This window comes from Cupriavidus sp. 05L411 (genome assembly GCF_056398045.1).
Genome location: NZ_JBFTOQ010000015.1, coordinates 45,405 through 68,468, shown reverse-complemented (window position 1 = coordinate 68,468; position 23,064 = coordinate 45,405). Strand labels below are relative to the sequence as shown.

19 protein-coding genes are annotated in these 23,064 nt (G+C 67.6%); 4 read left to right on the top strand and 15 right to left on the bottom strand.

Annotation, left to right across the window (positions count from 1 at the left end):
* Positions 1-9: 9 nt before the first annotated feature.
* The 8 genes from AC1DQR_RS19275 to gcl form a co-directional block, all read right to left on the bottom strand.
* Entirely contained in the window at positions 10-3,108 is a 3,099-nt protein-coding gene (locus AC1DQR_RS19275) for a multidrug efflux RND transporter permease subunit (protein WP_477133564.1), read from the bottom strand.
* 154 nt (positions 3,109-3,262) lie between these two features.
* The gene (locus AC1DQR_RS19270; RefSeq protein ID WP_416049928.1) at positions 3,263-4,003 is read right to left on the bottom strand and encodes a TetR/AcrR family transcriptional regulator; all 741 of its coding nucleotides are present in this window, start codon (positions 4,001-4,003) and stop codon (positions 3,263-3,265) included.
* 130 nt (positions 4,004-4,133) lie between these two features.
* A complete protein-coding gene (gene ypfJ, locus AC1DQR_RS19265) occupies positions 4,134-5,027 on the bottom strand; it encodes a KPN_02809 family neutral zinc metallopeptidase (protein WP_174425813.1) in 894 nt (297 codons plus the stop codon).
* A gap of 101 nt (positions 5,028-5,128) precedes the next feature.
* Positions 5,129-6,607: a pyruvate kinase gene (pyk, locus tag AC1DQR_RS19260; protein WP_416049927.1), complete on the bottom strand. Its 1,479-nt coding sequence runs from the start codon at positions 6,605-6,607 to the stop codon at positions 5,129-5,131.
* Positions 6,608-6,672: 65 nt separating this feature from the next.
* The gene (locus AC1DQR_RS19255; RefSeq protein WP_477133563.1) at positions 6,673-7,986 is read right to left on the bottom strand and encodes a glycerate kinase type-2 family protein; all 1,314 of its coding nucleotides are present in this window, start codon (positions 7,984-7,986) and stop codon (positions 6,673-6,675) included.
* A gap of 88 nt (positions 7,987-8,074) precedes the next feature.
* Positions 8,075-9,151, bottom strand: coding sequence for a 2-hydroxy-3-oxopropionate reductase (gene glxR / locus AC1DQR_RS19250; protein ID WP_477133562.1), 1,077 nt, complete (start codon positions 9,149-9,151; stop codon positions 8,075-8,077).
* Positions 9,054-9,836 (bottom strand): hydroxypyruvate isomerase, encoded by a 783-nt coding sequence (hyi, locus tag AC1DQR_RS19245; RefSeq protein WP_416049924.1) that lies wholly within the window; start codon positions 9,834-9,836, stop codon positions 9,054-9,056. The genes glxR and hyi overlap by 98 nt, the downstream gene beginning before the upstream one ends.
* Before the next feature lie 131 nt (positions 9,837-9,967).
* A complete protein-coding gene (gene gcl, locus AC1DQR_RS19240; protein WP_043350593.1) occupies positions 9,968-11,743 on the bottom strand; it encodes a glyoxylate carboligase in 1,776 nt (591 codons plus the stop codon).
* 295 nt (positions 11,744-12,038) lie between these two features.
* Between gcl and AC1DQR_RS19235 the strand changes: the two genes are divergently transcribed.
* Positions 12,039-13,055, top strand: coding sequence for a hypothetical protein (locus AC1DQR_RS19235; protein WP_477133561.1), 1,017 nt, complete (start codon positions 12,039-12,041; stop codon positions 13,053-13,055).
* Here the strand turns inward: AC1DQR_RS19235 and AC1DQR_RS19230 are convergent.
* Both AC1DQR_RS19230 and AC1DQR_RS19225 read right to left on the bottom strand, forming a co-directional pair.
* Positions 13,040-14,251, bottom strand: a complete 1,212-nt coding sequence (locus AC1DQR_RS19230; protein WP_416049922.1) for a M20 aminoacylase family protein — start codon at positions 14,249-14,251, stop codon at positions 13,040-13,042. The genes AC1DQR_RS19235 and AC1DQR_RS19230 overlap by 16 nt on opposite strands.
* A 55-nt stretch (positions 14,252-14,306) precedes the next feature.
* Positions 14,307-15,620 (bottom strand): MFS transporter, encoded by a 1,314-nt coding sequence (locus AC1DQR_RS19225; protein WP_416049921.1) that lies wholly within the window; start codon positions 15,618-15,620, stop codon positions 14,307-14,309.
* 341 nt (positions 15,621-15,961) lie between these two features.
* Here AC1DQR_RS19225 and AC1DQR_RS19220 point away from each other — a divergent pair, with 341 nt between their 5' ends.
* The 3 genes from AC1DQR_RS19220 (at position 15,962) to AC1DQR_RS19210 (ending at position 18,402) form a co-directional block, all read left to right on the top strand.
* Entirely contained in the window at positions 15,962-16,900 is a 939-nt protein-coding gene (locus tag AC1DQR_RS19220) for a LysR family transcriptional regulator (protein WP_477133560.1), read from the top strand.
* A 204-nt stretch (positions 16,901-17,104) separates the two neighbouring features.
* Entirely contained in the window at positions 17,105-18,022 is a 918-nt protein-coding gene (locus AC1DQR_RS19215) for a LysR family transcriptional regulator (protein WP_416049919.1), read from the top strand.
* Positions 18,019-18,402, top strand: a complete 384-nt coding sequence (locus AC1DQR_RS19210) for a DUF2784 domain-containing protein (RefSeq protein WP_477133559.1) — start codon at positions 18,019-18,021, stop codon at positions 18,400-18,402. The genes AC1DQR_RS19215 and AC1DQR_RS19210 overlap by 4 nt, the downstream gene beginning before the upstream one ends.
* Positions 18,403-18,464: 62 nt before the next feature.
* Here AC1DQR_RS19210 and AC1DQR_RS19205 read toward each other — a convergent pair whose 3' ends face one another.
* From AC1DQR_RS19205 to AC1DQR_RS19185, 5 genes are all read right to left on the bottom strand, one after another.
* The gene (locus AC1DQR_RS19205) at positions 18,465-19,283 is read right to left on the bottom strand and encodes a crotonase/enoyl-CoA hydratase family protein (protein WP_477133558.1); all 819 of its coding nucleotides are present in this window, start codon (positions 19,281-19,283) and stop codon (positions 18,465-18,467) included.
* Positions 19,280-20,968, bottom strand: a complete 1,689-nt coding sequence (locus tag AC1DQR_RS19200) for a long-chain-fatty-acid--CoA ligase (protein ID WP_477133557.1) — start codon at positions 20,966-20,968, stop codon at positions 19,280-19,282. Before AC1DQR_RS19200 ends, AC1DQR_RS19205 begins: the two co-directional genes overlap by 4 nt.
* A gap of 52 nt (positions 20,969-21,020) precedes the next feature.
* On the bottom strand, positions 21,021-21,797 hold the full coding sequence (locus tag AC1DQR_RS19195) for an enoyl-CoA hydratase-related protein (protein ID WP_174425825.1): 777 nt from the start codon (positions 21,795-21,797) through the stop codon (positions 21,021-21,023).
* An 80-nt stretch (positions 21,798-21,877) separates the two neighbouring features.
* Positions 21,878-22,699: an SDR family oxidoreductase gene (locus AC1DQR_RS19190; protein ID WP_416049915.1), complete on the bottom strand. Its 822-nt coding sequence runs from the start codon at positions 22,697-22,699 to the stop codon at positions 21,878-21,880.
* Positions 22,700-22,769: 70 nt separating this feature from the next.
* Positions 22,770-22,898 carry a hypothetical protein gene (locus tag AC1DQR_RS19185; protein WP_477133556.1) on the bottom strand — a complete coding sequence of 43 codons (129 nt, stop codon included), beginning with the start codon at positions 22,896-22,898 and terminating at the stop codon, positions 22,770-22,772.
* Positions 22,899-23,064: the final 166 nt, after the last annotated feature.

Here is a 23,064-nt window from a genome sequence, read left to right as displayed (position 1 = left end):
CGCGCGTTGTCATTCCCGTTCGCGCCCGGCACGCCTGCGCCCGATCCAGACATAGAGCAGCGGCACCGCCAGCGAGCCGATCACGGTGGCTCCCAGCATGCCGCCCAGCACCCCGGTGCCGACCGCGCGCTGAGCGGCCGCACCCGGGCCGGTGCTGATTGCCAGCGGCACCACGCCCAGGATAAAGGCCAGCGAGGTCATCACCACCGGGCGCAGCCGCTGGCGGGCGGCCTGGCCGGCGGCTTCCCGCAGGTCCATGCCGCCGCGGCGCAACTGCTCGGCGTATTCCACCACCAGGATGGCGTTCTTGGCCGCCAGCCCCATGATCACCACGCCGCCCACCTTGAAGTAGACGTCGTTCGGCATGCCGCGCAGCCAGATCGCCACCAGCGCGCCAACGAGGCCCGCCGGCACGATCAGCAGCACTGCCAGCGGCAAGGTCCAGTTTTCATAGAGCGCCACCAGGCACAAGAAGATGAACAACATCGACAAGGCGAACAGCCACGGCGCCTGCGTGCCGCTTTGCTGCTGCTCGAAGGCGCGTCCGGTCCAGCGCACGTCGTAGGCGCCGCCCAGCTCGCGCACCCTGGCCGTGAGGCGTTCCATGGCTGTGCCGGTGCTGTGGCCCGGCGCCACTTCGGCGTTGATGCGCACCGAGGTGAGCCCGTTGAACCGCTCCAGCGTCGCTTCGCCCTTGCCCCAGGCCAGTTCGGCGAAGGCACCCAGCGACACCATGCCACCGCTGGCATTGCGCACATGCACGCGGGACAGCTTGGCCGGGTCCATGCGGTAAGGCGCATCCGCTTGCAGGATCACCCGGCGGATACGGCCTTCGCGCGCGACTTCGTCGATATAGCGCGAGCCCAGCGTGGCCGACAGCGCATGGTGGACGGCCTCCGGCTCCACGCCAAAGCTGCGCGCGCGCTCGTAGTCGATGTGCAGGTCCAGCGCCGGCGCCGGCTGGCCGGTGGTGGCGCGCACCTCGCCCAGCGACGGCTCATCCTTGACGGCAGCAAGCAGTTTGTCCCGCGTGGCAAACAGCGCTTCGCGCCCGGAGCCGGCCTGCGCCACCAGCCGCATGTCGAGCCCGCCGGTGCTGCCCAGCTCGGGCAGGGCCGCGCCGTTATACGCGTACAGCTGCGCCTGTCCCCGCCCAGGCCACGCTTCCAGCCCGGCCTGGAGCCTGGCCAGCACGGCGTCCGCGCGTTCGTCGGCGCCGCGCTCCGACCAGTCCCGCAGCGCCAGGTACATGCTGGCACGCTGCTCGCCGTTACCGGAATTGCTCCAGCCCAGCACGGCGAAGGTCGAGCGCACGGGATACTTGCCGGCTTTCAGCCACGCCTCCAGCGCCGCCACGGTGGCGCGCGTCTGCTCCTGCGTGGCGCCCGCGGGCAGTTCCATATCGATCACCAGTTCGCCGGTGTCTTCCTCCGGCAGGAAGCCGGCGGGGATCTGCCACATCAGCACGCCGCCGGCCACCGCCAGCGCCAGGTAGATGCCCAGCCAGCGCAGGCGGCGCCGCTGCAGCGCCAGTATCCAGCCGGCATAGCGCGCGGTGAGCGCCGTGAAGCTGCGCTCGAACCAGGCCAGCGGGCCGCGCTGCGGGTGCGGGGCATGGCGCAGCAGGCTGGCGCACATCGCCGGCGCGAGCGAAAGCGCGAAGAACAGCGAGAAGGCGATGGAGATCGCCAGCGTGATGGCGAAGTGCCGGTAGATCACGCCCACCGCGCTGCCCAGGAACGCCATCGGTACGAACACCGCGCATAGCACCAGCGTGACACCCACCAGCGCGCCGGACACTTCGCGCATCGAGCGGGCCGCCGCCTCCATGGCGTCCACGCCATCTTCGCGCATGATCCGCTCGACGTTCTCCACCACCACGATGGCGTCGTCGACCAGGATGCCGATCGCCAGCACCACGCCAAACAGCGTGATCACGTTGAGAGACAGGCCGAACGCGTACAGGCAGGCGACCGTGCCAAGCAGCGAAACCGGCACCACGATCACCGGGATCAGCGTGGCGCGCAGGTTGCCGAGGAACAGGTAGAGGATCAGGAAGACCAGCGCCGTGGCTTCGCCCAGCGTGGTCAGCACGCGCCAGATCGAGCGTTCGACGAACTGCGCGCTGTCGGATGAGATCTCGTAACGCATGCCCGCGGGGAAGCCGCGCGCGGCTTCGTCGAGCGCGGCGCGCACCGCGCGCGAGGTGGCCAGCACGTTGGCGCCGTCTGCCAGCTTGAGGCCGATCGAGGCTGCCACCTGGCCGTCGTGGCGCGAGCTGTAGCGGTAGTCGCTGGCGCCCAGCTCCACCCGCGCCACGTCGCGCAGCCGTACCAGCGAGGCATCGCCGCCGGCGCGCACCACGATCTGGCCGAAGGCCTCCGGCTCGGCGAGCGGCCGGGGCGGGCGCACCAGCGCCTGGTAGGGCTGGCCCGGCACCGCCGGCGCGCCACCGAGCTGGCCCGGGGTGACGTCGCTGTTGCGCGCCTTGATGGCCTGCTCGACGTCCGCTGCCGTGAGGCCGTAGGCGTTGAGCTTGTCAGGGTCGAACCAGATGCGCAGTGCGTATTCTGCCCCGTAGGGTTCCGCCTTGCCGATGCCGGGCAGGCGGCGCAGCATCGGCAGCACCGAAGCGGCGGCAAAATCGCCGAGCGCGGTTTCGTCGAGCTGGCTGTTCTGCGACACCAGCGAGACATACATGAAGGGGCTGCTGCCGGCCTGGTCCACGAAGATGCCGCCGCGGCGCACCGCCTCCGGCAACAGCGGCTCGGCTTGCATGACGCGGTTGCGCACGTTGACCTGCGCCAGCTGCGCATCGGTGCCCTGGCGGAAGCCCAGCGTGATGGTGGCGGCGCCGCCCTCGCTGCTGGCATCCAGGTAGAGCAGCCCGGGAATGCCGTGCATCTGCTGCTCCAGCACTGCGGTCACCGCATCTTCCACGGTACGCGCCGACGCGCCGGCATAGTCCGCGTAGACGATCACGGTGGGCGGTGCCACCGCCGGATACTGGGCGATGGGAATGCGGGTGAGGGCGATCAGGCCCGCCACCATGGTGAGGATGGCAATAACCCACGCGAACGCGGGCCGGCGAAGAAAAAAGGACGCCATGGCACATTGGATTGTTTTGCGCCGGCGCGGCAGCTAGCCGCCGCACCGGCGCGGTGGAACGGATCCGGCGCGCGGGCACCGCGAGATGCGAGCGGTGAAACGCGCCGGACAGCGTGGCACAAACGCTGTGGGGGAAGTGTGTCTGGCCGTCGCTCTAGCGGGACGGTCGGGAGAAGCCGCGCAGCAGCGCCGCGAGCAGCACCTGCTGCCGATGCGCCAGCGGCTGCCAGTCCTCGTGGGGCAGGTGCTCGAACGTGATTTCGAGCGCGGCCAGCCCGTGCACGGCAGTCCACAGCGCGTTGGTGACATCGCCGGGGTCGTACATGGAATCGATCAGCGCGGTAGCTTGCTGGTCATGCACGCAGGCCAACAGCACCGCGTTCACCGGGTCTTCCGGGAAACGCTCGCCCCAGCGCAGGTCGATCGCACGCTCGGCGTCGGCCGGCAGGCCCATCATCATCATCAGGTGATAGCTGTGGCGGTTGGCCAGGGCCCACGCCACATAGGCGTCGAGCACGGCCGGCAACGCCAGGGCAGGCGTGCCCGCGGCGGCACGCGCGTCGGCCAGCGCCGCCGCGAGGCGTACCCAGTCCTGCGCGCACAGCTCGAACAGCAGTGCGGTCTTGTCTTCGAAATGGCGGTAGATGGCGGCCGCGCTATAGCCGCAGCGCTCGCCGATGCGGCGCAACGTGACGCCGCTGAATCCCGCCTCGGCAAACAACGCGCGGGCAGCATTGAAAAAGGCTTCGCGCACACTTTCGCGCCGCAGCTCGGCACCACTGACCCGCGCAACGGGCGCGCCGGCGCGTGCGGCAACCGGCGTGGCGGGTGCGCTCGCGGGTGCATTCACGGGCGGGGCCGACAGGCGGGACTGCGTTGGGCGGGTGGCGGACATGGCCGCGATTATAAACACCGCTCACTTTGTAAACAACGTTTACATGGCGAATTCAGCACAAATAAGTGCCCCACCAGCGAGGGGGCGCTGCCCGGAGCGCCGGCGCAGCGCGGTCATCCGGAGGCGTGGCTCAGAGTTGCTTGGCCGCGAAGGTGTCGCACTTGCGGATGTCGCCGCTGGTCAGGCCCTGGCGCAGCCAGCGCGTGCGCTGCTCGCTGGTGCCGTGGGTGAACGCCTCCGGCACGACATAGCCCTGGGCTTGCTTTTGCAGGCGGTCGTCGCCGATGGCGGCGGCGGCCTTGAGGCCTTCCTCGATATCGCCGGGCTCCAGCAACTGCTGGTTCATGCGCTCTGCGGTGGCGGCCCATACGCCGGCCAGGCAATCGGCCTGCAGTTCCACGCGCACCGACAACTGGTTGGCCTGCGCCTCGCCCATGCGGCGGCGCGCGGCGTCTACCTTGCCCGACACGCCGAGCAGGTTCTGCACATGATGGCCAATCTCGTGGGCAATCACGTAGGCCTGGGCAAAATCGCCGCCAGCCCCGAAGCGCTGGCGCAATTCATCGTAAAAGGCCAGGTCGATATAGACCTTCTGGTCGCCCGGGCAATAGAACGGCCCCATGGCCGACTGGCCCGTGCCGCAGGCGGTAGGCGTGGCGCCCGAGAAGATCACCAGCGTGGGCGGCGCATAGCGGCGGTTGAGATCGGTCTCGAAGATATGCGACCAGGTGCGCTCGGTGTTACCGAGCACCTTGCGCACGAAGACCGTCATCTGGTCCTTGGCGGGGGGATGGCTGGGCACATGCTGCTGTTGCGGCGCTTGCTGCTGCGAGCCCTGCAGCACCGAGGCGCCCTGCATGATCACGGACGGGTCGATGCCAAAGAAATAAGACGCCGCCAGCGCCACCAGGATGGTGCCGATGCCGAGCGTCTTGGGCCCCGCGCCAAAGCCGCCGAAACCGCCGGAGCCTTCACCCCGGCGGTCTTCTACATTCTGGCTTTCGGCTTCGTCGTCGAGACGCATGGTGGCTCCGCATTACTGGTTGATCGCCGCGGCAAAAAGGTAGCCGCAGCGTGTCGATCAGTATAGCAACGGCAATGCCGCCAACGCATGCGTGCGGTGTATCAGGCGGTAACCGCCGGTGCCGTGCTGGCAGTGGCTTGCCCTTGTGCCTTGCCCGGCTCCGCGCCGCCGATTTCGGCCACGCGCAGCAGGTTGGTGGTGCCGCCCTGGCCAAACGGCATGCCTGCCGCGATGGTGATCTGGTCGCCGGGTTCGGCATAGCCCTCCGCCAGCGCCGCGCGGGTTGCCGCATTCACCATCTCGTCCACGCTTTGCACGTCCGGGCTGACGGTGGAATGCACGCCCCACGCAATCGCCAGCCGCCGTGCGATTTCCAGGTTCGGCGTGATGCTGACGATGGGCGCGCACGGCCGCTCGCGCGCGGCGCGCAGCGCGGTGGAGCCCGACGAGGTGTAGGTGACGGTAGCCACCGCGCCGATGATCTGCGTGACCTCGCGCAGCGCCGCGCAGATCGCATCCTGGCGGGTGGACAGCGGCGCCTCATGCCCTGCGTCCAGCAGGTTGCGGTACAGCGGATCGCGCTCCACCTCGGTGATGATGCGGTTCATGATGGCCACCGCCGGCACCGGGTGGCGGCCGTTTGCCGACTCGGCCGACAGCATCACAGCATCGGCGCCGTCATAGATGGCGCTGGCGACATCGGACGCCTCGGCGCGCGTGGGCACCGGCGAATCAATCATCGATTCCAGCATCTGCGTGGCGATCACGATGGGTTTGCCGTGCTGGCGGCAGATGCGCAAGATGCGCTTCTGCACACCCGGCACACGCTCCGGCGGCAGTTCCACGCCCAGGTCGCCGCGCGCCACCATCACCGCATCGGACACGCGCACGATTTCTTCGAGCTGCTGCAGCGCGGCGGGCTTTTCGATCTTGGACAGCACGCCGGCACGGGTGCCGATGATCTCGCGCGCTTCCACGATGTCGGCCGGGCGCTGCACGAACGACAGCGCGATCCAGTCGGCGCCCAGCGCCAGCGCGAAGTCGAGGTCCTTGCGGTCCTTCTCGGTCAGGGCGGGGATCGGGATCACCGCGTCGGGCACGTTCACGCCCTTGCGGTCGGACAGCGTGCCGTGGTTGACCACGCGCGTGGCGATGCTGCCGCTGGCCACCGCCTCGATCTTCAACTGCACCTTGCCGTCGTCGATCAGCAGCGACTGACCCGGCGCGGCCACCCGGAACAGCTCCGGATGCGGCAGGTGCACGCGGGTGGCGTCGCCCGGGCTGGGGTCGCTGTCGAGCACGAAAGCGTCGCCGGCCTTGACCGCCACCTTGCCCGCGGCGAAGGTGCCGATGCGCAGCTTGGGGCCTTGCAGGTCGGCCAGCACGGCGATGGGGCGGCCGGTCTCGGCCTCGACCTGGCGCACGGCGTCATAGCGGCGCTTGTGGTCATCGTGCGAGCCGTGGCTGAAGTTCAGGCGGAAGACATCCGCTCCGGCTTCGAACAACTGACGGATCACCTCGATGTCGGTGCTGGCCGGTCCGAGCGTGGCAACGATCTTGGCTTTGCGCTGGCGTCTCATTTTGTCTCCTCTTCCAATCTCGGGCGGCGCGCCGCGATGGGCGCGCCGTTGTTCAAATTCGGGGCTTACACAATCAGGATGGCGCGGAAGTCGTTCACGTTGGTACGGGTCGGGCCGGTGACGATCAGGTCGTCCAGGCCGGCGAAGAAGCCGTAGCCGTCGTTGTTGCCGAGGTGCGCGCGCGCGGACAGTCCGCGCGCCTCGGCACCGGTCAGCGTATCGGGGGCGAGCAACGCACCGGCGTTGTCTTCGGAACCATCGATGCCGTCGGTGTCGCAGGCAATGGCATGCACGCCCGGCAGGCCGTCCAGTGCGACCGCGAGCGCCAGCAGGAATTCGGCATTGCGCCCGCCGCGGCCGCTGCCGCGCACCGTCACCGTGGTCTCGCCGCCGGACAGGATCACGCAGGGCTTCCTGAACGGCTGGCCATGCTGCGCAACCTGCCGTGCGATGGCGGCATGCACCAGCGCCACATCGCGGGATTCGCCCTCGATGCTGTCGGACAGGATGTGGGCTTCAATGCCCAGCTCGCGCGAGCGCGCCGCCGCGGCTTCCAGCGATTGCTGCGCGGTGGCCAGCGTGACGCTGCGATGGCCGTCGAAGCGCGCATCGCCCGGCTTGGGCGTTTCGCCCGCGCCGCTCTCCAGGTGCGCGCGCACATTGGCGGGCACTTCGATGCCGTACTTGGCGATCACCGCCAGCGCGTCGGCGCAGGTGGTGGCGTCGGGCAGGGTCGGGCCGCTGGCGATCAGCGTGGGATCGTCACCGGGAATATCGGAAATCAACAGGGTCTCGACGCGTGCGGGCGCACAGTGCAATGCCAGCCGGCCGCCCTTGAGCGCCGACAGGTGCTTGCGCACGCAGTTCATCTCGCCGATGTTGGCGCCGCTCTTTAGCAGCGCGCGGTTCACGGCTTGCTTGTCGGCAAGCGTGATGCCGTCGGCCGGCGCCGCCAGCAGCGCGGAGCCGCCGCCGGAGATCAGGCACAGCACCAGGTCGTCGGCGGTCAGGCCCTTGACCAGCGCCACCATGCGCTGCGCGGCGCGCTGGCCGGCTTCGTCGGGCACCGGGTGCGCGGCTTCCACCACCTCGATACGCTGGCACGGCGCGCCATGTCCGTAGCGCGTCACAACCAGTCCGGAAATCTCGCCTTGCCAGTGCGCCTCGACGGCTTGCGCCATGGCGGCGGCGGCCTTGCCGGCACCGATCACCACCGTGCGGCCCTTGGGTGGCGTGGGCAGTTGCGGCGGCAGGCAATGGCTGGCGCTGACGGCGGCAACCGCGGTATCGAACAGGTCGCGCAGCAGGGCGCGCGGATCGGTGAGTCCGGCAGGGCGCTGGGGCGCCAGCAGGGTAGGGTAGGAATCGGTGGCGAGCATGACGGGATCCGGAAGTGCTGCGTTCCCGGCCGCGAGCGGCCGGGAGTGATGCTGGCCTGCCGAGGCAGGCCGTGATGGCGCTGCTGGCTTACTTGGCGCCGCCCTTGGCGATCTCATGGTTGGACATGATCTCGATGGCGCGGCACAGTGCCGAGTGGTCCTGCTTGGCCCAACCATTGGCGGCGCAGGTGTTGAACAGCTCTTGCGCGGTGGCGGTGTTGGGCAGTGCCACGCCCAGCGCCTTCGCGCCTTGCAGCGCGAGGTTCAGGTCCTTCTGGTGCAGCTCGATGCGGAAGCCCGGATCGAAGGTACGCTTGACCATGCGCTCGCCATGCACTTCCAGGATGCGCGAAGCCGCGAAGCCGCCCATCAGCGCCTGGCGCACGCGCGCCGGATCGGCGCCCGCCTTGGAGGCGAACAGCAGCGCTTCGGACACGGCCTGGATGTTCAGCGCCACGATGATCTGGTTGGCCACCTTGGTGGTCTGGCCGTCGCCGTTGCCGCCGACCAGCGTCACGTTCTTGCCCAACAGGTCGAACAGCGGCTTGACCTCGCCAAACGATTCTTGCGGGCCACCGACCATGATGGTCAGCGATGCGGCCTTCGCGCCCACTTCGCCGCCGGACACCGGTGCATCCAGGTAGGCCGCGCCGAGCTTGTTGACGCGCGCGGCGAAGTCCTTGGTGGCGATCGGCGAGATCGAGCTCATATCGACCACGATCTTGCCGTGCGCGGCTTCCTTGCCGGCGCCCTTGAGCGCGGCGGCCACGCCCTTCTCGGCGAACAGCACGGCTTCCACGTGCGGGGTGTCCGGCACCATGATCACGATGATGTCCGCGCGCTTGGCCACTTCCTCGGCGCTGGTGCAGACCGTGACGCCGGCGTCGACCAGTGCTTGCGGCGCGGGGTTCACGTCATGCACGAACAGCGTGTGGCCGGCCGCGCGCAGGTGGCCCGCCATCGGTGCGCCCATGATGCCCAGGCCAATAAATCCGACGTTGCGTTGGTTTGCCATGTGATGTCTCCTTGATGGGATGGTTGAATGTTTGTGGATTTGCTTGTTCCGCTTACTGCACGCCGTGTTCCGCGCGCCAGCCCAGGCCTTCGACGGTGGTCGTGCGCGGCTTGTACTCGCAGCCGACCCAGCCGCCGTAGCCGATCTCATCCAGCCACTTGAACAGGAAGTGGTAGTTCAGCTCGCCGGTGCCCGGCTCATTGCGCCCCGGGTTGTCGGCCAGCTGCACGTGCTTGATCTTCGGCAGGTTGGCCTTCAGCGTGGCGGCGATTTCGCCTTCCATGCGCTGCATGTGATAGATGTCGTACTGCACGTAGAGGTTGGGCGCGTTGACCTGTGCGATCAGGTCCAGCGCCTGCTGCGTGCGCGACAGGAAGAAGCCGGGGATGTCGAAGGTGTTGATCGGCTCGACCAGCAGGTCGATCTGCTGAGTGGCGAGCGCCTGCGACGCGAAGCGCAGGTTTTCCACCAGTGTTTCCTGCGCCTGCTCGCGCTTGACGTTCTGCGGCTGGATGCCGACCAGGCAGTTCAGCTGGCGCACGCCCAACACCTTGGCGTACTTGATCGCCTCGCCCACGCCGTCCTGGAACTCGCTCACGCGGTCCGGGTGGCAGGCAATGCCGCGCTCGCCCGCTTCCCACTTGCCCGCCGGCAGGTTGTGCAGCACCAGGTCGAGCTGGAAGCGGTTGAGCCGGTCGGCGATCTGGTCGGCGTGAAAGGCGTAGGGGAAGAGGAACTCCACGCCGCGGAAGCCCGCGCGCGCGGCGGCTTCAAAGCGGTCGAGGAAAGCCACTTCGTTGAACAGCATGGTCAGGTTGGCGGCAAGTTTTGGCATGGATGTCTCCGGATGACTTGTCTTGTGATTCCGCTCGCGCGGATGCGGTGATTGGGGGGCGCATCAAGGGATACAGCGGGGATGCAGCGCTGCGCGCGGGCTCGTGGCCCGCGCTTGTCAGCCTGCCGTGCTTACGCCGTTTCCACTTCTTCCTTGAGGATGGCTTCCTCGATGTCTTCGATCGGCTCGAACTCGTTGATGTTGTCGATCTCGGTGCCCATCGCGATATTGGTCACGCGCTCCAGGATCACTTCCACCACCACGGGCACCGAGAATTCGGCCATCAGGTCGCGCGCTTCGGCAAAGGCCGGCGCGATGTCTTCCGGCTTGAACACGCGGATCGCCTTGCAGCCCAGGCCTTCCACCACCTTCACGTGGTCCACGCCGTAGCCGTTGAGCTCAGGCGAGTTGACGTTGTCGAAGGCCAGCTGCACGCAGTAGTCCATCTCGAAATTGCGCTGCGCCTGGCGGATCAGGCCGAGGTAGGAGTTGTTCACCACCAGGTGGATGTAGGGCACCTTGAACTGCGCGGCCACGGCCAGTTCTTCGATCATGAACTGGAAGTCGTAGTCGCCCGAGATGGCCACCACATCCGATTCCGGCGAGGCCACCTTCACGCCGATCGCGGCGGGAATGGTCCAGCCCAGCGGGCCGGCCTGGCCGCAGTTGATCCAGTGGCGCGGCTCGTTGACCGACAGGAACTGCGCGGCGGCGATCTGCGACAGGCCGATGGTGGACACGTAACGCACATCGCGCGGGAAGTACTGGTTCATCTCGCGGTACACGCGTTGCGGCTTGACCGGCACGTTGTCGAAATCGCTCTTGCGCTGCATGGTGCGGCGGCGCTTTTGCACGTCCGCCACCCAGCTCTTGCGGCACGGCAGGCGGCCGGCCATCTTCATCTCGCGCGCCACTTCCACGAACTGCTCCAGCGCAGCCTTGGCGTCGGAGACGATGCCAAGGTCCGGGCCAAATACGCGGCCGATCTGGGTAGGCTCGATATCCACGTGCACGAACTTGCGGCCCTTGGTGTAGACCTCGACGCTACCGGTGTGGCGGTTGGCCCAGCGATTGCCGATGCCGAGCACGAAGTCCGATGCCAGCATCGTGGCGTTGCCGTAGCGGTGTGACGTCTGCAGGCCAACCATGCCGGCTTGCAGCGGGTGGTCGTCGGCCAGCACGCCCCAGCCCATCAGCGTGGGGACCACCGGCACGTTGACCAGCTCGGCGAATTCCACCAGGAGCTCGGCCGCGTCGGCGTTGATCACGCCGCCACCGCACACGATCAGCGGGCGCTCGGCCGCGTTGAGCATGGCGATGGCCTTCTCGATCTGCGCTCGCGAGGCAACCGGCTTGTACGGGGCGAGCGGCTGATAGGTTTCCGGATCGAACTCGATCTCGGCGACCTGCACGTCGAACGGCAGGTCGATCAGCACCGGGCCTGGGCGGCCCGAGCGCATCAGGTGGAAGGCTTGCTGGAACACTTGCGGCACCAGCGCCGGCTCGCGCACGGTCACGGCCCACTTGGTCACCGGCTTGGCGATCGACTCGATGTCGACGGCCTGGAAGTCTTCCTTGTACAAACGGGCGCGCGGCGCCTGGCCGGTGATGCAGAGAATGGGGATGGAGTCAGCCCAGGCCGAGTACAGGCCGGTGATCATGTCGGTGCCGGCCGGGCCCGAGGTACCGATGCACACACCGATATTGCCGGCTTCGGCGCGGGTGTAGCCTTCGGCCATGTGCGAGGCGCCTTCCACGTGGCGCGCCAGGAAATGGTCGATGGTGCCGGCCCGGCGCATGGCCGAGTAGAACGGGTTGATGGCGGCGCCGGGCACGCCGAACGCGGTGGTGATACCTTCTTTTTCCAGCACGGCGATGGCCGCGTCAACTGCTCTCATCTTCGGCATGTCTGTCTCCAATCGTTGATGCGATGTTTTGTGAATGGCTATGGATGGCTGCGAATCACTGTTGGAGTCCATGCTATTCCCGCAAGCGGGTTGGGATAAAGGGAAGGGAGATCAGTTGATTCGATACCCGTGATATCGAATGAGGCCGATCGAGGCAGAAAACGCGGTCACCCGGCACGGCCTGGCGCGTGTCATGGAACTACGTTGTGTGACGGCAACGATACGTAGGAAATTGCGGGAAAAGCCCGCCCGTCGGTCCCGGCGCACACCCTGCGGCCCGCTAAATGGCGACAATGTGCGGGTATTGCGCCAGTACCTGTGCCAAGGCACGGCGCAGGAACCACCTATTGCCAACCTGACCGCCATGCATACCAGGCTCCCTCCCACCCGCGAGCTGCTTGACGCGCTCAAGCGCAAGCCGCCCGCCGCATCCGATACCGCCGGTTCGCCCGCGGCCGCCATGAACCTGATGCGGCTGCAGAGGGGCCTGCTGGTGCTGTTCTGGGCTTGTTCGGTGGCTGCGCTGCTAGTGACCGGCGCCGTGCTGTACACCAGGTACCAAATCAGGCAGACGCCGGCGCCATGGCTGGCGCGGCTGGTCTATAGCCTGCTGGGCGGCAGCGTGGCGGGGCTGGCGGCGCTGCTGCTCACGCACCTGCCGGCGCTGGCGCGCAAGCTGTGCGATCCGCTTGGGGCATTGGCCGACCAGGTCGACCGGCACGATGAGGCGGAGAGCGCGCTGCTGCGCTCGCTGGCGCGCGTCCCCGCCCAGGCGCTGCGCGCCAGGGCACGTCGGGTGGAGGTGCAGTTACGGATGTGGGAGGGCATGGCGAAGACGATCGGTTTGCTGATCGCGGTCAGCCCGGCCGCCCTGGTGCTGGTCACGGGCCTGTTCGAGCTGCCGCGCAAAGGCGGCAGCCTGCTGCCGCTGCTGTCGCTCTACGGCCTTGTCTTCGTGTCGGGCGCGGCGCTGGCGGTCTTCCTGCAATTGCAGGTCAGCCGGCCGTTGCGCCGGCTTGCCTACGTGCTTGGCGAAGCGGCACAGATCAGCGCGCAGTTGGAAAAGGCGCCAACGCCGCCCGCGGCGGCATCGGCAATGGCCGCCGCCGTACCCGTTGCAGTGCCCATTGCAGCGCCCGCATCCGCGGTCCCATCTCCGGCGCCGGTACCGCCCGAAGTCCTCCAGGCAAGCGCGCCCGGGGATGCAGCCGCGGCCTCGCCAGAGGAGGATGCCGCAGAGCAAGTGGGCCACGCGGACCACGCGGCAGCGGGTCCGCCCACGCTGCCTGCGCTGCCTCAACCCGCCAGGTAGGTCTGGGCCAGCCGGACCCAGCAAGCCGCGCCCAGCGGCAGCACCTGGTCGTTGAAGTCGTAGCCCGGGTTGTGCACCATGCAGCCGCCGAATTCGCCTTCGCCGTTGCCGAGGATCAGGTAGCAGCCCGGCACTTCGTTGAGCATCCACGCGAAGTCCTCGCTGCCGTTCAGGCCCTTGGGGGCTTGCGTCACGACTTTGTCGGTGCCGACCAGTTCGGCGCAGACCTGCTGCGCCAGCGTTGTTTCGGCCTGCGTGTTGACCATCGGCGGCGTCAGCTGGCGATAGTCGATGTGCGCCTCCACGCCGTGCGCTTGCGCGGTCAGGCTGACGATCTCGCGGATGCGCTGCTCCACCAGCGCGCGCGTCTCCGGGCGTGCCGCGCGCACGTTCAGGCCCAGCGTGACTGATTCCGGAATCACGTTGTGCGTGGCGCCGCCACGGATAAAGCCCACCGACAGCACGGCCGTATCGTCCGGCGCCACATTGCGCGCCACCACCGTCTGCAGCGCGGTGACGATGGCCGCGGACGCCGCGATCGGATCGCGCGCGCGGTGCGGCATGGCGCCGTGCCCGCCCACGCCCTTGATGGTCACGTCGGCCACGTCGGACGACAAGCTCACCGGGCCGGGCAGCACGCGGAAGGTGCCGGCGGGCACGCCTGGCATATTGTGCAAGGCGAACACGGCATCGCACGGGAAACGCGCGAACAGGCCATCCTCGATCATCGCGCGCGCGCCGCAGAGGTTTTCCTCGTCGGGCTGGAAGATCAGGTTGAGCGTGCCATCGAAATCGCGGCTATCCGCCAGCGCCTTGGCGGCGGCCAGCAAGATGGCGGTGTGGCCGTCGTGGCCGCACGCGTGCATCTTGCCCGGGATCTTGCTGGCATACGGCAGGCCCGTGGCCTCGACGACCGGCAACGCATCCATGTCGGCGCGAATGCCCAGGCGGCGCTTGCCGTTGCCCAGCTTCAGCTGCCCGACCACGCCGCTCTTGCCGATGCCCGTGTGCACCTCGTAGCCCCAGCTCTCCAGCAAGGTGGCCACCAGCTTGCTGGTGGCGCCAACCTCGAAGCCGAGCTCAGGCTGGGCGTGGATCTGGCGGCGGATGCCGATAAAGGTCTCGGCATCGATCTGGATCGCCGGCAGCAGGTGCGGCAGCAGCTGGAAGGGCGTCAGGGTCGGTTCGCGGGTCATGTGTTTATCCTTTGCTGCAAGTTGGCCAGCCTGGCCGGGTAGAGGAGGAGAGCGCTCAATGCGCTTGGGCGTTTTCGCGGATCGTCAGCACCGCGAGGATGGTCACCGTGCCGCAGGCCATCATGTAGAAGGCGGGCGCCATCGGGTTGCCGGTCTTGGCCAGCATCCAGGTGACGATGAACTGGCAGGAACCGCCGAACACCGTCACGCCAACCGCGTAGATCACCGACAGGCCGCTGGCGCGGACATGGGCCGGCAGGAGTTCCATCATCATCAGCAGCATCGGCGTGGAACCCAGGTAGACGCTGGCGGTCAGCAACGCGGACAGCGACAGCACCAGCGGCACGCTCGGGTAATGGGTCATCAGCCAGAAAGCGGGATAGAGGCACACCAGCGTAAAGGCCATCGAGCCCAGCACCAGCGGCTTGCGGTGCGGCAAGCGGTCGGCCAGCGTGCCGGCCACCAGCGACATCACCAGGCACACCACACCCGTCACGCAGCCCGACAGCAGCGACAGCGATGGCGGGAGATGCAGTTCGCGGATCATGTAGGTGGGCATGAAATACACCACCAGATAGGTGGCGACCGTGCCGCCGATGATGGTCAGGATGCCCTTGACCACAGTGCCGCCATGCTCGCGGAACAGCGTGCCCAGCGGGCTAGGTGCGTGCGCCTCGGCCGTGTGCGTCTCGTCCAGGCGAGCGCGGATATACAGCCCCACAGGTGCAATCAGCAGGCCCAGCACGAAGGGCACGCGCCAGCCCCAGCTTTCCAGCGAAGCCTGCGGCAGCACGCCATAAAGAATGGCGGCCGTGAGCGCGCCCAGCGTCGCCGCAATGCCCTGGCTGCCGAGTTGCCAGCTGACGCGAAAGCCGCGGCCCTTGATGCCGCCGGACTCCATCAGCATGGCGGTGGAGGCGCCAATCTCGCCGCCCAGCGAAAAGCCCTGCAGCAGGCGTCCGGCCACGATCATCACCGGCCCGAACAAGCCAGCGACCGCGTAGGTCGGGGCGAAGGCCAGGCACATCGTGCCAATCACCATCAGGCCGATGGTCAGCGTCATTGCCGCCTTGCGGCCATGGCGGTCCGCGTAGTTGCCGATCACAAAGCCGCCCAGCGGCCGCATCACGAAGCCGATGCCGAAGGTCGCCACCGCCAGCAGCAGCGAGCCGTATGCGCTGTCGGACGGAAAGAACAGCTTGCCGATCAGCAGCGCGAAGAAGCTGTAGACAGTGAAGTCGTACATCTCCAGCGCATTGCCGATCGAGCATGCGGCGATCAGGCGGGACTGGCTCTGGCGCGCCGGGCTTGCGGGCGTGGCCTGGGAAGGGGCCAGCGAGGGCGCCGCGGGCAGGGTGGCATCGTTCATGTCGGATCTCCACGAACTGGTTGAGGGGGCGGGGGCCATGGAGGCCGGCGCTTGCCGGGCATCCATCGCGGGAAAGTGGGGACTCCCTGGCGATGAAGTATTGAGGCAAACACGGCAAGCCAAAAATCATATATTTTCATCCTGATAACCAAATGGCATCGCCGTCATAACCACCGTCGCGCCGCTATCGGTACAAGTACCGAGAAGCCTTGTGCCATGGGCATTCGCGGCGCAGCACCGGGTGCGCGCAGTAGTGCCGCCAACGGCGCTCGGGCACGGCTCCGGGGCGGCGCGCACCGTTGCGGGGCGCCTGGAAGAACATAAAAAGAGGAAAAGCCAAGATGAAGCTGCAGCAACTACGCATCCTGCTGGCGGTGGCCCAGCACGGCAGCATCCACGAAGCCTCGCGCAGCCTCCATGTGTCGCAGCCGGCGCTGTCCAAAGCCATCGCCGAACTGGAACGCGAACTCGGCGTCACCCTGATGTCGCGCTCCGTGCGCGGCGTCAGCCTGACCGCCTATGGCGTGGCGCTGGTCAAGCGCGCCAGCCTGGTGGAGCAGGAACTGCGGCATGCGCTGGAAGACATCGAAGCCATCCGCGGCCACGCCGACGCGCAGCTCAACATCGGCTTCACCGCGGTGGCCTCCAGCGGCCCGCTGCCCGACGCCATGGCCGCGTTCCGCAAGCGCTTTCCCAACGTCGCCCTGCGCGGCTTCGAGCTGCGCCCGCAACAGATCCTCGAAGGCCTGCGCGAAGGCCGGCTCGACCTCGGCCTGATCTCCACCAACAGTGGGCCTGGGACCGGCACCTTCCAGTGGGAACCGCTGTTTCCCACCGGGATGTCGCTGGCCGTGCGCGCTGGCCACCCGCTGCGGCGGGTACGCCGGCTGCGGCCGCTGCTCGATGCCGACTGGCTCGTCCTCGACCCGCTCGACGACCCTGGCAGCCCGCTCGCCAGCGTGATGCGGCTGCACCGCCTCGACATGCCCAAGCGCGTGGTGCAGAGCGCCTCCAACCTGCTCGGCCTGCAGCTGGCCACGCGCACCGACCTGATCAGCATGTGGTCTGACTTCGTCTTCGACGGCACCGGCCCGCTGCGGCTCGATCCTTCGTCATTGATTCGACTGCCCATCAGCGACGAGCTACCCGAGTTCCGCGTGTTCCTCGTCTACCGCTCGGAAGACCTGATGACCCACGCCTGCGCCGAGTTCAGCAAGGAGGTACGGCACTGCGCGCAAACAATGCCGCGCGGGCGGCCCGCGGTGCGTGCGGGCAAGTGAGTGCAGTGATGCACTGTCCGAGCGCACGAGTGCCTGATCGGACACGAATGGCCCGATGGCGGAGCCCAAGTCCGGGCCTCCCGCCTCATACCTCATACCTCATACCTCATACCCCCACCCAAATCGCCCCCATAGCCCACATAGCCCCCAGCACATGCCCGCCGCATCCAAATGCGCCACAATGACGCCCAGGAGACACACAGCATGGACAAGCTAAAACAGATCGAAGCCTTTATCGCCGTCGTCGAACACGGCAGCATGGCTGCGGCCGCGTTGACGCAGGGGGTGACGCCGGTGATGATCGGGCGCCGCATCAATGCGCTGGAGGCGCGCATCGGCGTGAAGCTGCTGCACCGCTCAACGCGGCGCATCGTGGTAACGGAGCAAGGCGCGGCGTTCATGGAGCAGTGCAAGAAGGCCCTGGCGGACCTGGACCGGGCCGAGATGCTGATCGCCGAGGGCAAGCACAAGGCGACCGGCCACCTGATCGTGTCGGCCCCGGCGGCGTTCGGGCGCAAGCATGTGGCGCCGCATGCGCCGGCGTTCCTGGCGGCGAACCCCGAGGTGCAGATTTCCTTCAACCTGACCGACCGCGTGGTGGACCTCGTGCGCGAGGGCTACGACGTGGGCATCCGCATTGGCGGGGCCATCGATCCAAACTTTGTCGCGATCAAGCTGGCGACCAACAAGCGGGTGGTGTGCGGCACGCCGGCTTACTTCGCACGCTACGGCGTGCCGCAGACACTGGACGACCTGGCGCAGCACAACTGCCTGGCGTTCAACCTGCAGGGAGGCCAGCAGCGCGGCTGGTATTTCCAGCAGGACGGCAAGACGGTGACGGTGCGCGTCAATGGCAACCTGGATTGCAACGACGGCGAGTTGCTGCATCGCTGGACGGGCGAGAGCCTGGGGCTGGGCTGGCGCTCCACCTGGGAAATCCTGCCGCAGCTGGAGAGCGGGGAGCTGATCACGGTGCTGGATGAGTACGCGCTGCCGGATTACGACATCCTTGCGGTGTACCCGCAGCAGCGTCCGGTGCCGGCAAAGATCCGCTTTTTTATCGAGCACCTGAAGGCGGCGTTCGCGGTGCCGGGCTACTGGACCGGGCGGCAAGGACGATGATGGCGGCGTGGCTCGCGGACGCGGTCGTCCTTTTTCACCTCGCCTTTATCGTCTTCGTCATGCTGGGCGGTTTGCTGGTGCTGCGCTGGCCGCGCATGGCCTGGCTGCATCTGCCGGCAGCGGCCTGGGGCGTGGTGGTGGAGTGGAGCGGATGGATCTGCCCGCTCACGCCGCTGGAGAATGCGCTGCGCCAGCGCGCGGGGCAGCAAGCCTATGGCGGGGATTTTGTGCAGCACTACGTGCTGGCGCTGATCTATCCCGAGGGCCTCACGCGCGAGATCCAGATGGGGCTTGGCGCCGTGGTGCTGGCGCTCAACCTGACGGTCTACATGGCGCTCTATCGCCGGATGCGGCGCCAGCGAACGCGTCGGCACGCCTGAGCGCGCAAAACGCAAGACGCAAATTGCAGATCGCCAAGCACCTCAGCCGGCACCACGCAACACTACGACGCCGGCTTGAACGCCGCTGCCCGCTTTTCCATATTGGCGATCACTGCTTCGCGCTGGTTGGCGCCGCCGATCAGCCGGTCCTGCTCGACCGATTCGGCCAGCAGGATGGCGGCACCGTCGCCGTCTTCGCTCACCTGCATCAAGCGCTTGGCGGCGCGGATTGCGTCCGGGCTGCGGTTGGCGATGTCGCGCGCGGTGGCTAGCGCGGCGGCGCGCGGGTCGTCCACCACGGCGGTGGCCAGGCCCAGCGCGCAGGCTTCTTCGCCAGTGACGATGCGGCCGCTGTAGATCAGCTCGCGCAGGCGGTCGGGGCGCACCAGGCCGCGCATCAGCAGCATGCCGGCCATGTCGGGCACTAGCCCCCACTTGATCTCCATCACCGACATGCGCGTGTCCGCGGTGACATAGCGCAGGTCCGCGCCGAGCGCGACCTGCAAGCCGCCGCCGAACGCCACGCCGTGCACAGCGGCGATCACCGGCACCGGCAGTTCGCGCCACACCATGCAGGCGAACTGCGGGCGGTTGGCGATGCCGTGGCTGCGCGCCGCGAGGCGGCCCTCGGCGATGGCGTCGCCCTGGCCATCGCCCAGCCCGGCCATGCTCTGCATATCGAGCCCGGCGCAAAATGCGCGGCCTGCGCCCGACAGCACAACGGCGCGCAAGTCCGGTTCGTGCGCGAGACGCTGGCCGGTCTCGATCAGCGCGTCGAACATGGCGGGGTCGAGCGCGTTCATCTTGTCGGGCCGGTTGAGCCTGACCTCGGCCACGCCATCTTCGATGCTCAGGATGATGCGTTCGCTGCTGGTGCTCATCTTGCATTGCTCCTTGCTGGAATCGGGTCCTGCGCCGTGGGCAGGACATAGTCTTTGAATTGTTCGCGCAGCTTCACCTTGAGCAGCTTGCCCGTGGCAGTGTGGGGCAGCGAGTCGACAAAGGCGACGTCGTCGGGCACCCACCATTTGGCGACGCGCGCGGCGAGAAACGCGAGCAGTTCGGCGGCGCTCACGTCCTTGCCCGCGCGGCGCACCACCACCAGCAGCGGGCGCTCTTGCCACTTGGGATGTGGCACGCCCACGACGGCGGCTTCGGCCACGGCGGGATGGCCCATGGTGGCATTCTCCAGGTCGATGGAAGAAATCCACTCGCCGCCGGACTTGATGACGTCCTTGGCGCGATCCACCAGCTGCACATAGCCGTCGGCATCGATATTGGCAACGTCGCCGGTGTCGAACCAGCCGTCGGCGTCGAGCGCGTCGTGCTCTGCCTTGAAGTACGCCGAGGCGATCCATGGCCCGCGCACCTTGAGCCGGCCAAAGGCCTGGCCGTCGTGCGGCAGCGCGTTGCCCTGGTCGTCCTCGATGCGCAGGTCCACGCCCCACAGCGCGCGGCCTTGCTTGAGCTTGATCTTCAATTGCTCCTGCGTGCCCAGCGCTTGATGCTTGGGCAAGAGCGTGCTGATCACGCCGATCGGGCTGGTCTCCGTCATGCCCCAGCCCTGGACGAAGCGCGCGCCGAACTGCTGCTCGAAGCGCTCGATCATCGCCGCCGGCGCGGCGGAGCCGCCTACGCCGGCCAGCTTCAGCCCGAGCGAGCGCGGATCGATCTCTGGATGTGTATCCAGGTACTGGAACAGCATCAGCCACACCGTGGGCACCGCGGTGGAAAAGGTCACGCGCTCGTCGCGCAGCATGCGGTAGACATTTTCGCCGTCCAGGTGCTGGGCGGGCAGCACCATCTTGGCGCCTGTCATGGCGCATGCGTAGGGCATGCCCCAGGCGTTGGCGTGGAACAGCGGCACGACCAGCAGGATCGCGCTGTCCGCGCTCACGCCAAAGGTGTCGGACGCGCAAGCCTTGAGGCTGTGCAGCACCGTGGAGCGATGCGAGTACAGCACGCCTTTAGGGTTGCCGGTGGTGCCCGATGTGTAGCAAAGCGACGACGCGGTGCGCTCGTCGAACTGCGGCCATGCATAGTCCTCGCTGCCGGCCTCGACCAGGTCTTCGTAGCACAGCAGGCTGGGCAGCTTGCCGGCGAGGCCGAGCGCGTCGGTGCCGGCGCGGTCGGTCATTGCCACGTAGTGCGTGACGCTGGACAGGCGCGGCGCGAGTTGCGCCACCAGCGGCGCGAAGCACGGGTCGAAGAAGAGCACGCGATCTTCCGCGTGATTGATGATGTAGTCGATCTGCTCGGGGAACAGGCGGGGATTGACGGTATGCAGCACCACGCCCGCGCCCGACACGCCAAAGTACAGCTCCAGGTGGCGGTGCGTGTTCCACGCCAGCGTGCCGACGCGGTCGCCTTGCTTAATGTCAAGTCCGCCGGGGCCGACGAGCGCACTGGCGACCCGCTTTGCGCGGCGGTGCACCTCCGCGTAGCTCGAACGCACCGTGCCGCCATCGATCGTGCGCGACACAATCTCCTGCAACGGGTGGTACTGCGCGGCGTACTCGATCAGTGAGGAAATCAGCAACGGACGGTCTTGCATGAGGCCTAGCATGGTGCGCGTCTCCTGGTTTCGAATTGATGGTGCAATGCGTAGCCAGCGGTGGTCAGCGGCCCTTGAATGCAGGCTTGCGCTTTTCCAGGAACGCCGCCACGCCTTCCTTGAAGTCCTCGCTCTTCGAGGCGCGCGACTGCAGCGTGGCTTCTCGTTCGAGCTGTGCCGGCAGGTCGCTCTCCAGGCTGGCGTTCAGTGCTTCCTTGATCAGGCCGTAGGCAAAGGTGGGCATCTGCGCCAGGTGGGCGGCCAGCTTGGCGGTCTCGGCCGGCAGGGCTTCGTCTTCATGCACCTTCCACACCAGGCCGATGCGATGGGCCTCTTCGGCGTCGATTTTCTCGGCCAGGATGGCCAGCGCGCGGGCGCGCATCTCGCCCGCGTAGCGCGGCAGGAAGTAGGTGCTTCCCGCATCGGGCACCAGGCCGATTTTCGAGAACGCCTGCAGGAACGACGCGGAGCGGCCAGCCAGCACCACGTCGCCGGCCAGCGCCAGGCTCATGCCAGCGCCGGCCGCTACGCCGTTGACCGAGGTGATGACGGGCTTGGGCATATTGCGCAGCGCCAGGATGATCGGGTGGTAGCGCTCGCGCAGCAGCGTACCCGAATCCTGCAGCCCGGGCTCACGCCCGGCCAGGTCGGCGCCCGCGCAAAAGCCGCGGCCATTGGCGGTCAGCACCACCGCGCGCACGGCCTCGTCCTGCGCGGCGCGCTCGACGGCGGCGCGCAGCTCGAGCATCAGCGCGCTGTTGAGCGCATTGAGCACGTCGGGGCGGTTCAGGGTGATGGTGGCTACGCCCTCGGCGGCGTGATAGAGCACGGGTGAAGTCATAGGTGTCTCCTTGTCGTAGGTGTTCTGATGCACGAATGCGCAAATGCACAAAGGCTTGAGTGTGTGGGGCGCCGCGCGGCTCAGGCCGCCTTGCCGGGCGCCTTGGGCGGATGCAGTGCGTCGGCCGACGCGTCGCCCAGCTTGCTGCCGCCATCGCAGTCGACGATGGTGCCGGTGATATAGCGGGCGTTGTCGGTGGACAGGAACAGCGCCGTATTGGCGATATCGTCCTTGTCGCCGTAGTCGCGCAGCGCCAGGCGCGCCTTGAAGCGCGCCTCCATTTCCGGCGTGGGCGCGAGCCGCGCCATGCCCTCGGTGCCGGCGATGGGGCCCGGCGAGATGGCGTTGACACGCACGCCGGCCGGGCCCCATTCCATGGCCAGGCATTTCACCAGCATGTTGATGCCGGCCTTGGCGGCGCATACGTGGGCCTGGAACATCATTGCGTTGACCGCCTGCGGCGCGGTGATGGCGATCAGCGAGGCCCCCGGCGCATTGAGAAAGGCAAAGCAGGCGCGCAAGACATTGAAGGTGCCGATCAGGTCGATATCCACCACGGTCTTGAAGCCGTTGGCGGACATGCCTAGCGCCGGCGCGACAAAATTGCCGGCCGCGCCCGAGATCACGATATCGATCGGGCCAAGCTCGTCGCGCGTGCGCGCGAGCGCCGCCTCCACCGCGCCGTAGTCGCGCACATCGGCTGCCATGCCGATGGCGCTGCCGCCGGCATCGTTGATGCTGGCCGCCGCCGCGGCGATGCGCTCGGGGTCGCGGCTGACCAGTGCCAGCCTGGCGCCCGCCTTGGCAAAATGCCGGGCGATGCCCAGGTTGATGCCGGACGAGGCGCCGGCGATAAACACGACCTTGCCGGCCAGGACGTCATCTTTGAATGCGTTGGACATGGGTTTCCCTCACCAGGATGGGTTGGATGATGAAAGCGGATGGCCCGGCACGGGGGGGCGGGCGGGAAGATCAGCCGCGCACGCGGCGCGAGCGCACGGACGGTGGGGCCGCCAGGGGTGGCAAATCGGGGAGCAGGATGGCGCGGGCTGGTGCTGGCGATGCCTCGAACATCGCCACCGGACGGCTGGAACGGGTCATGTCTGTCTCCTGGCTTCTATCTTTTGCCATTGATCTTTTAAGCGGCCTCTGACTTGGGCCTCCGACATCCTACTCCGAAGCCGTGATTCGATCACGCGCGGATCTGGCAATGACGGCGCGCGCGGCGCGCAAAAGAAAAAGCCCGCACCCAAGCCGGCGTGCGGGC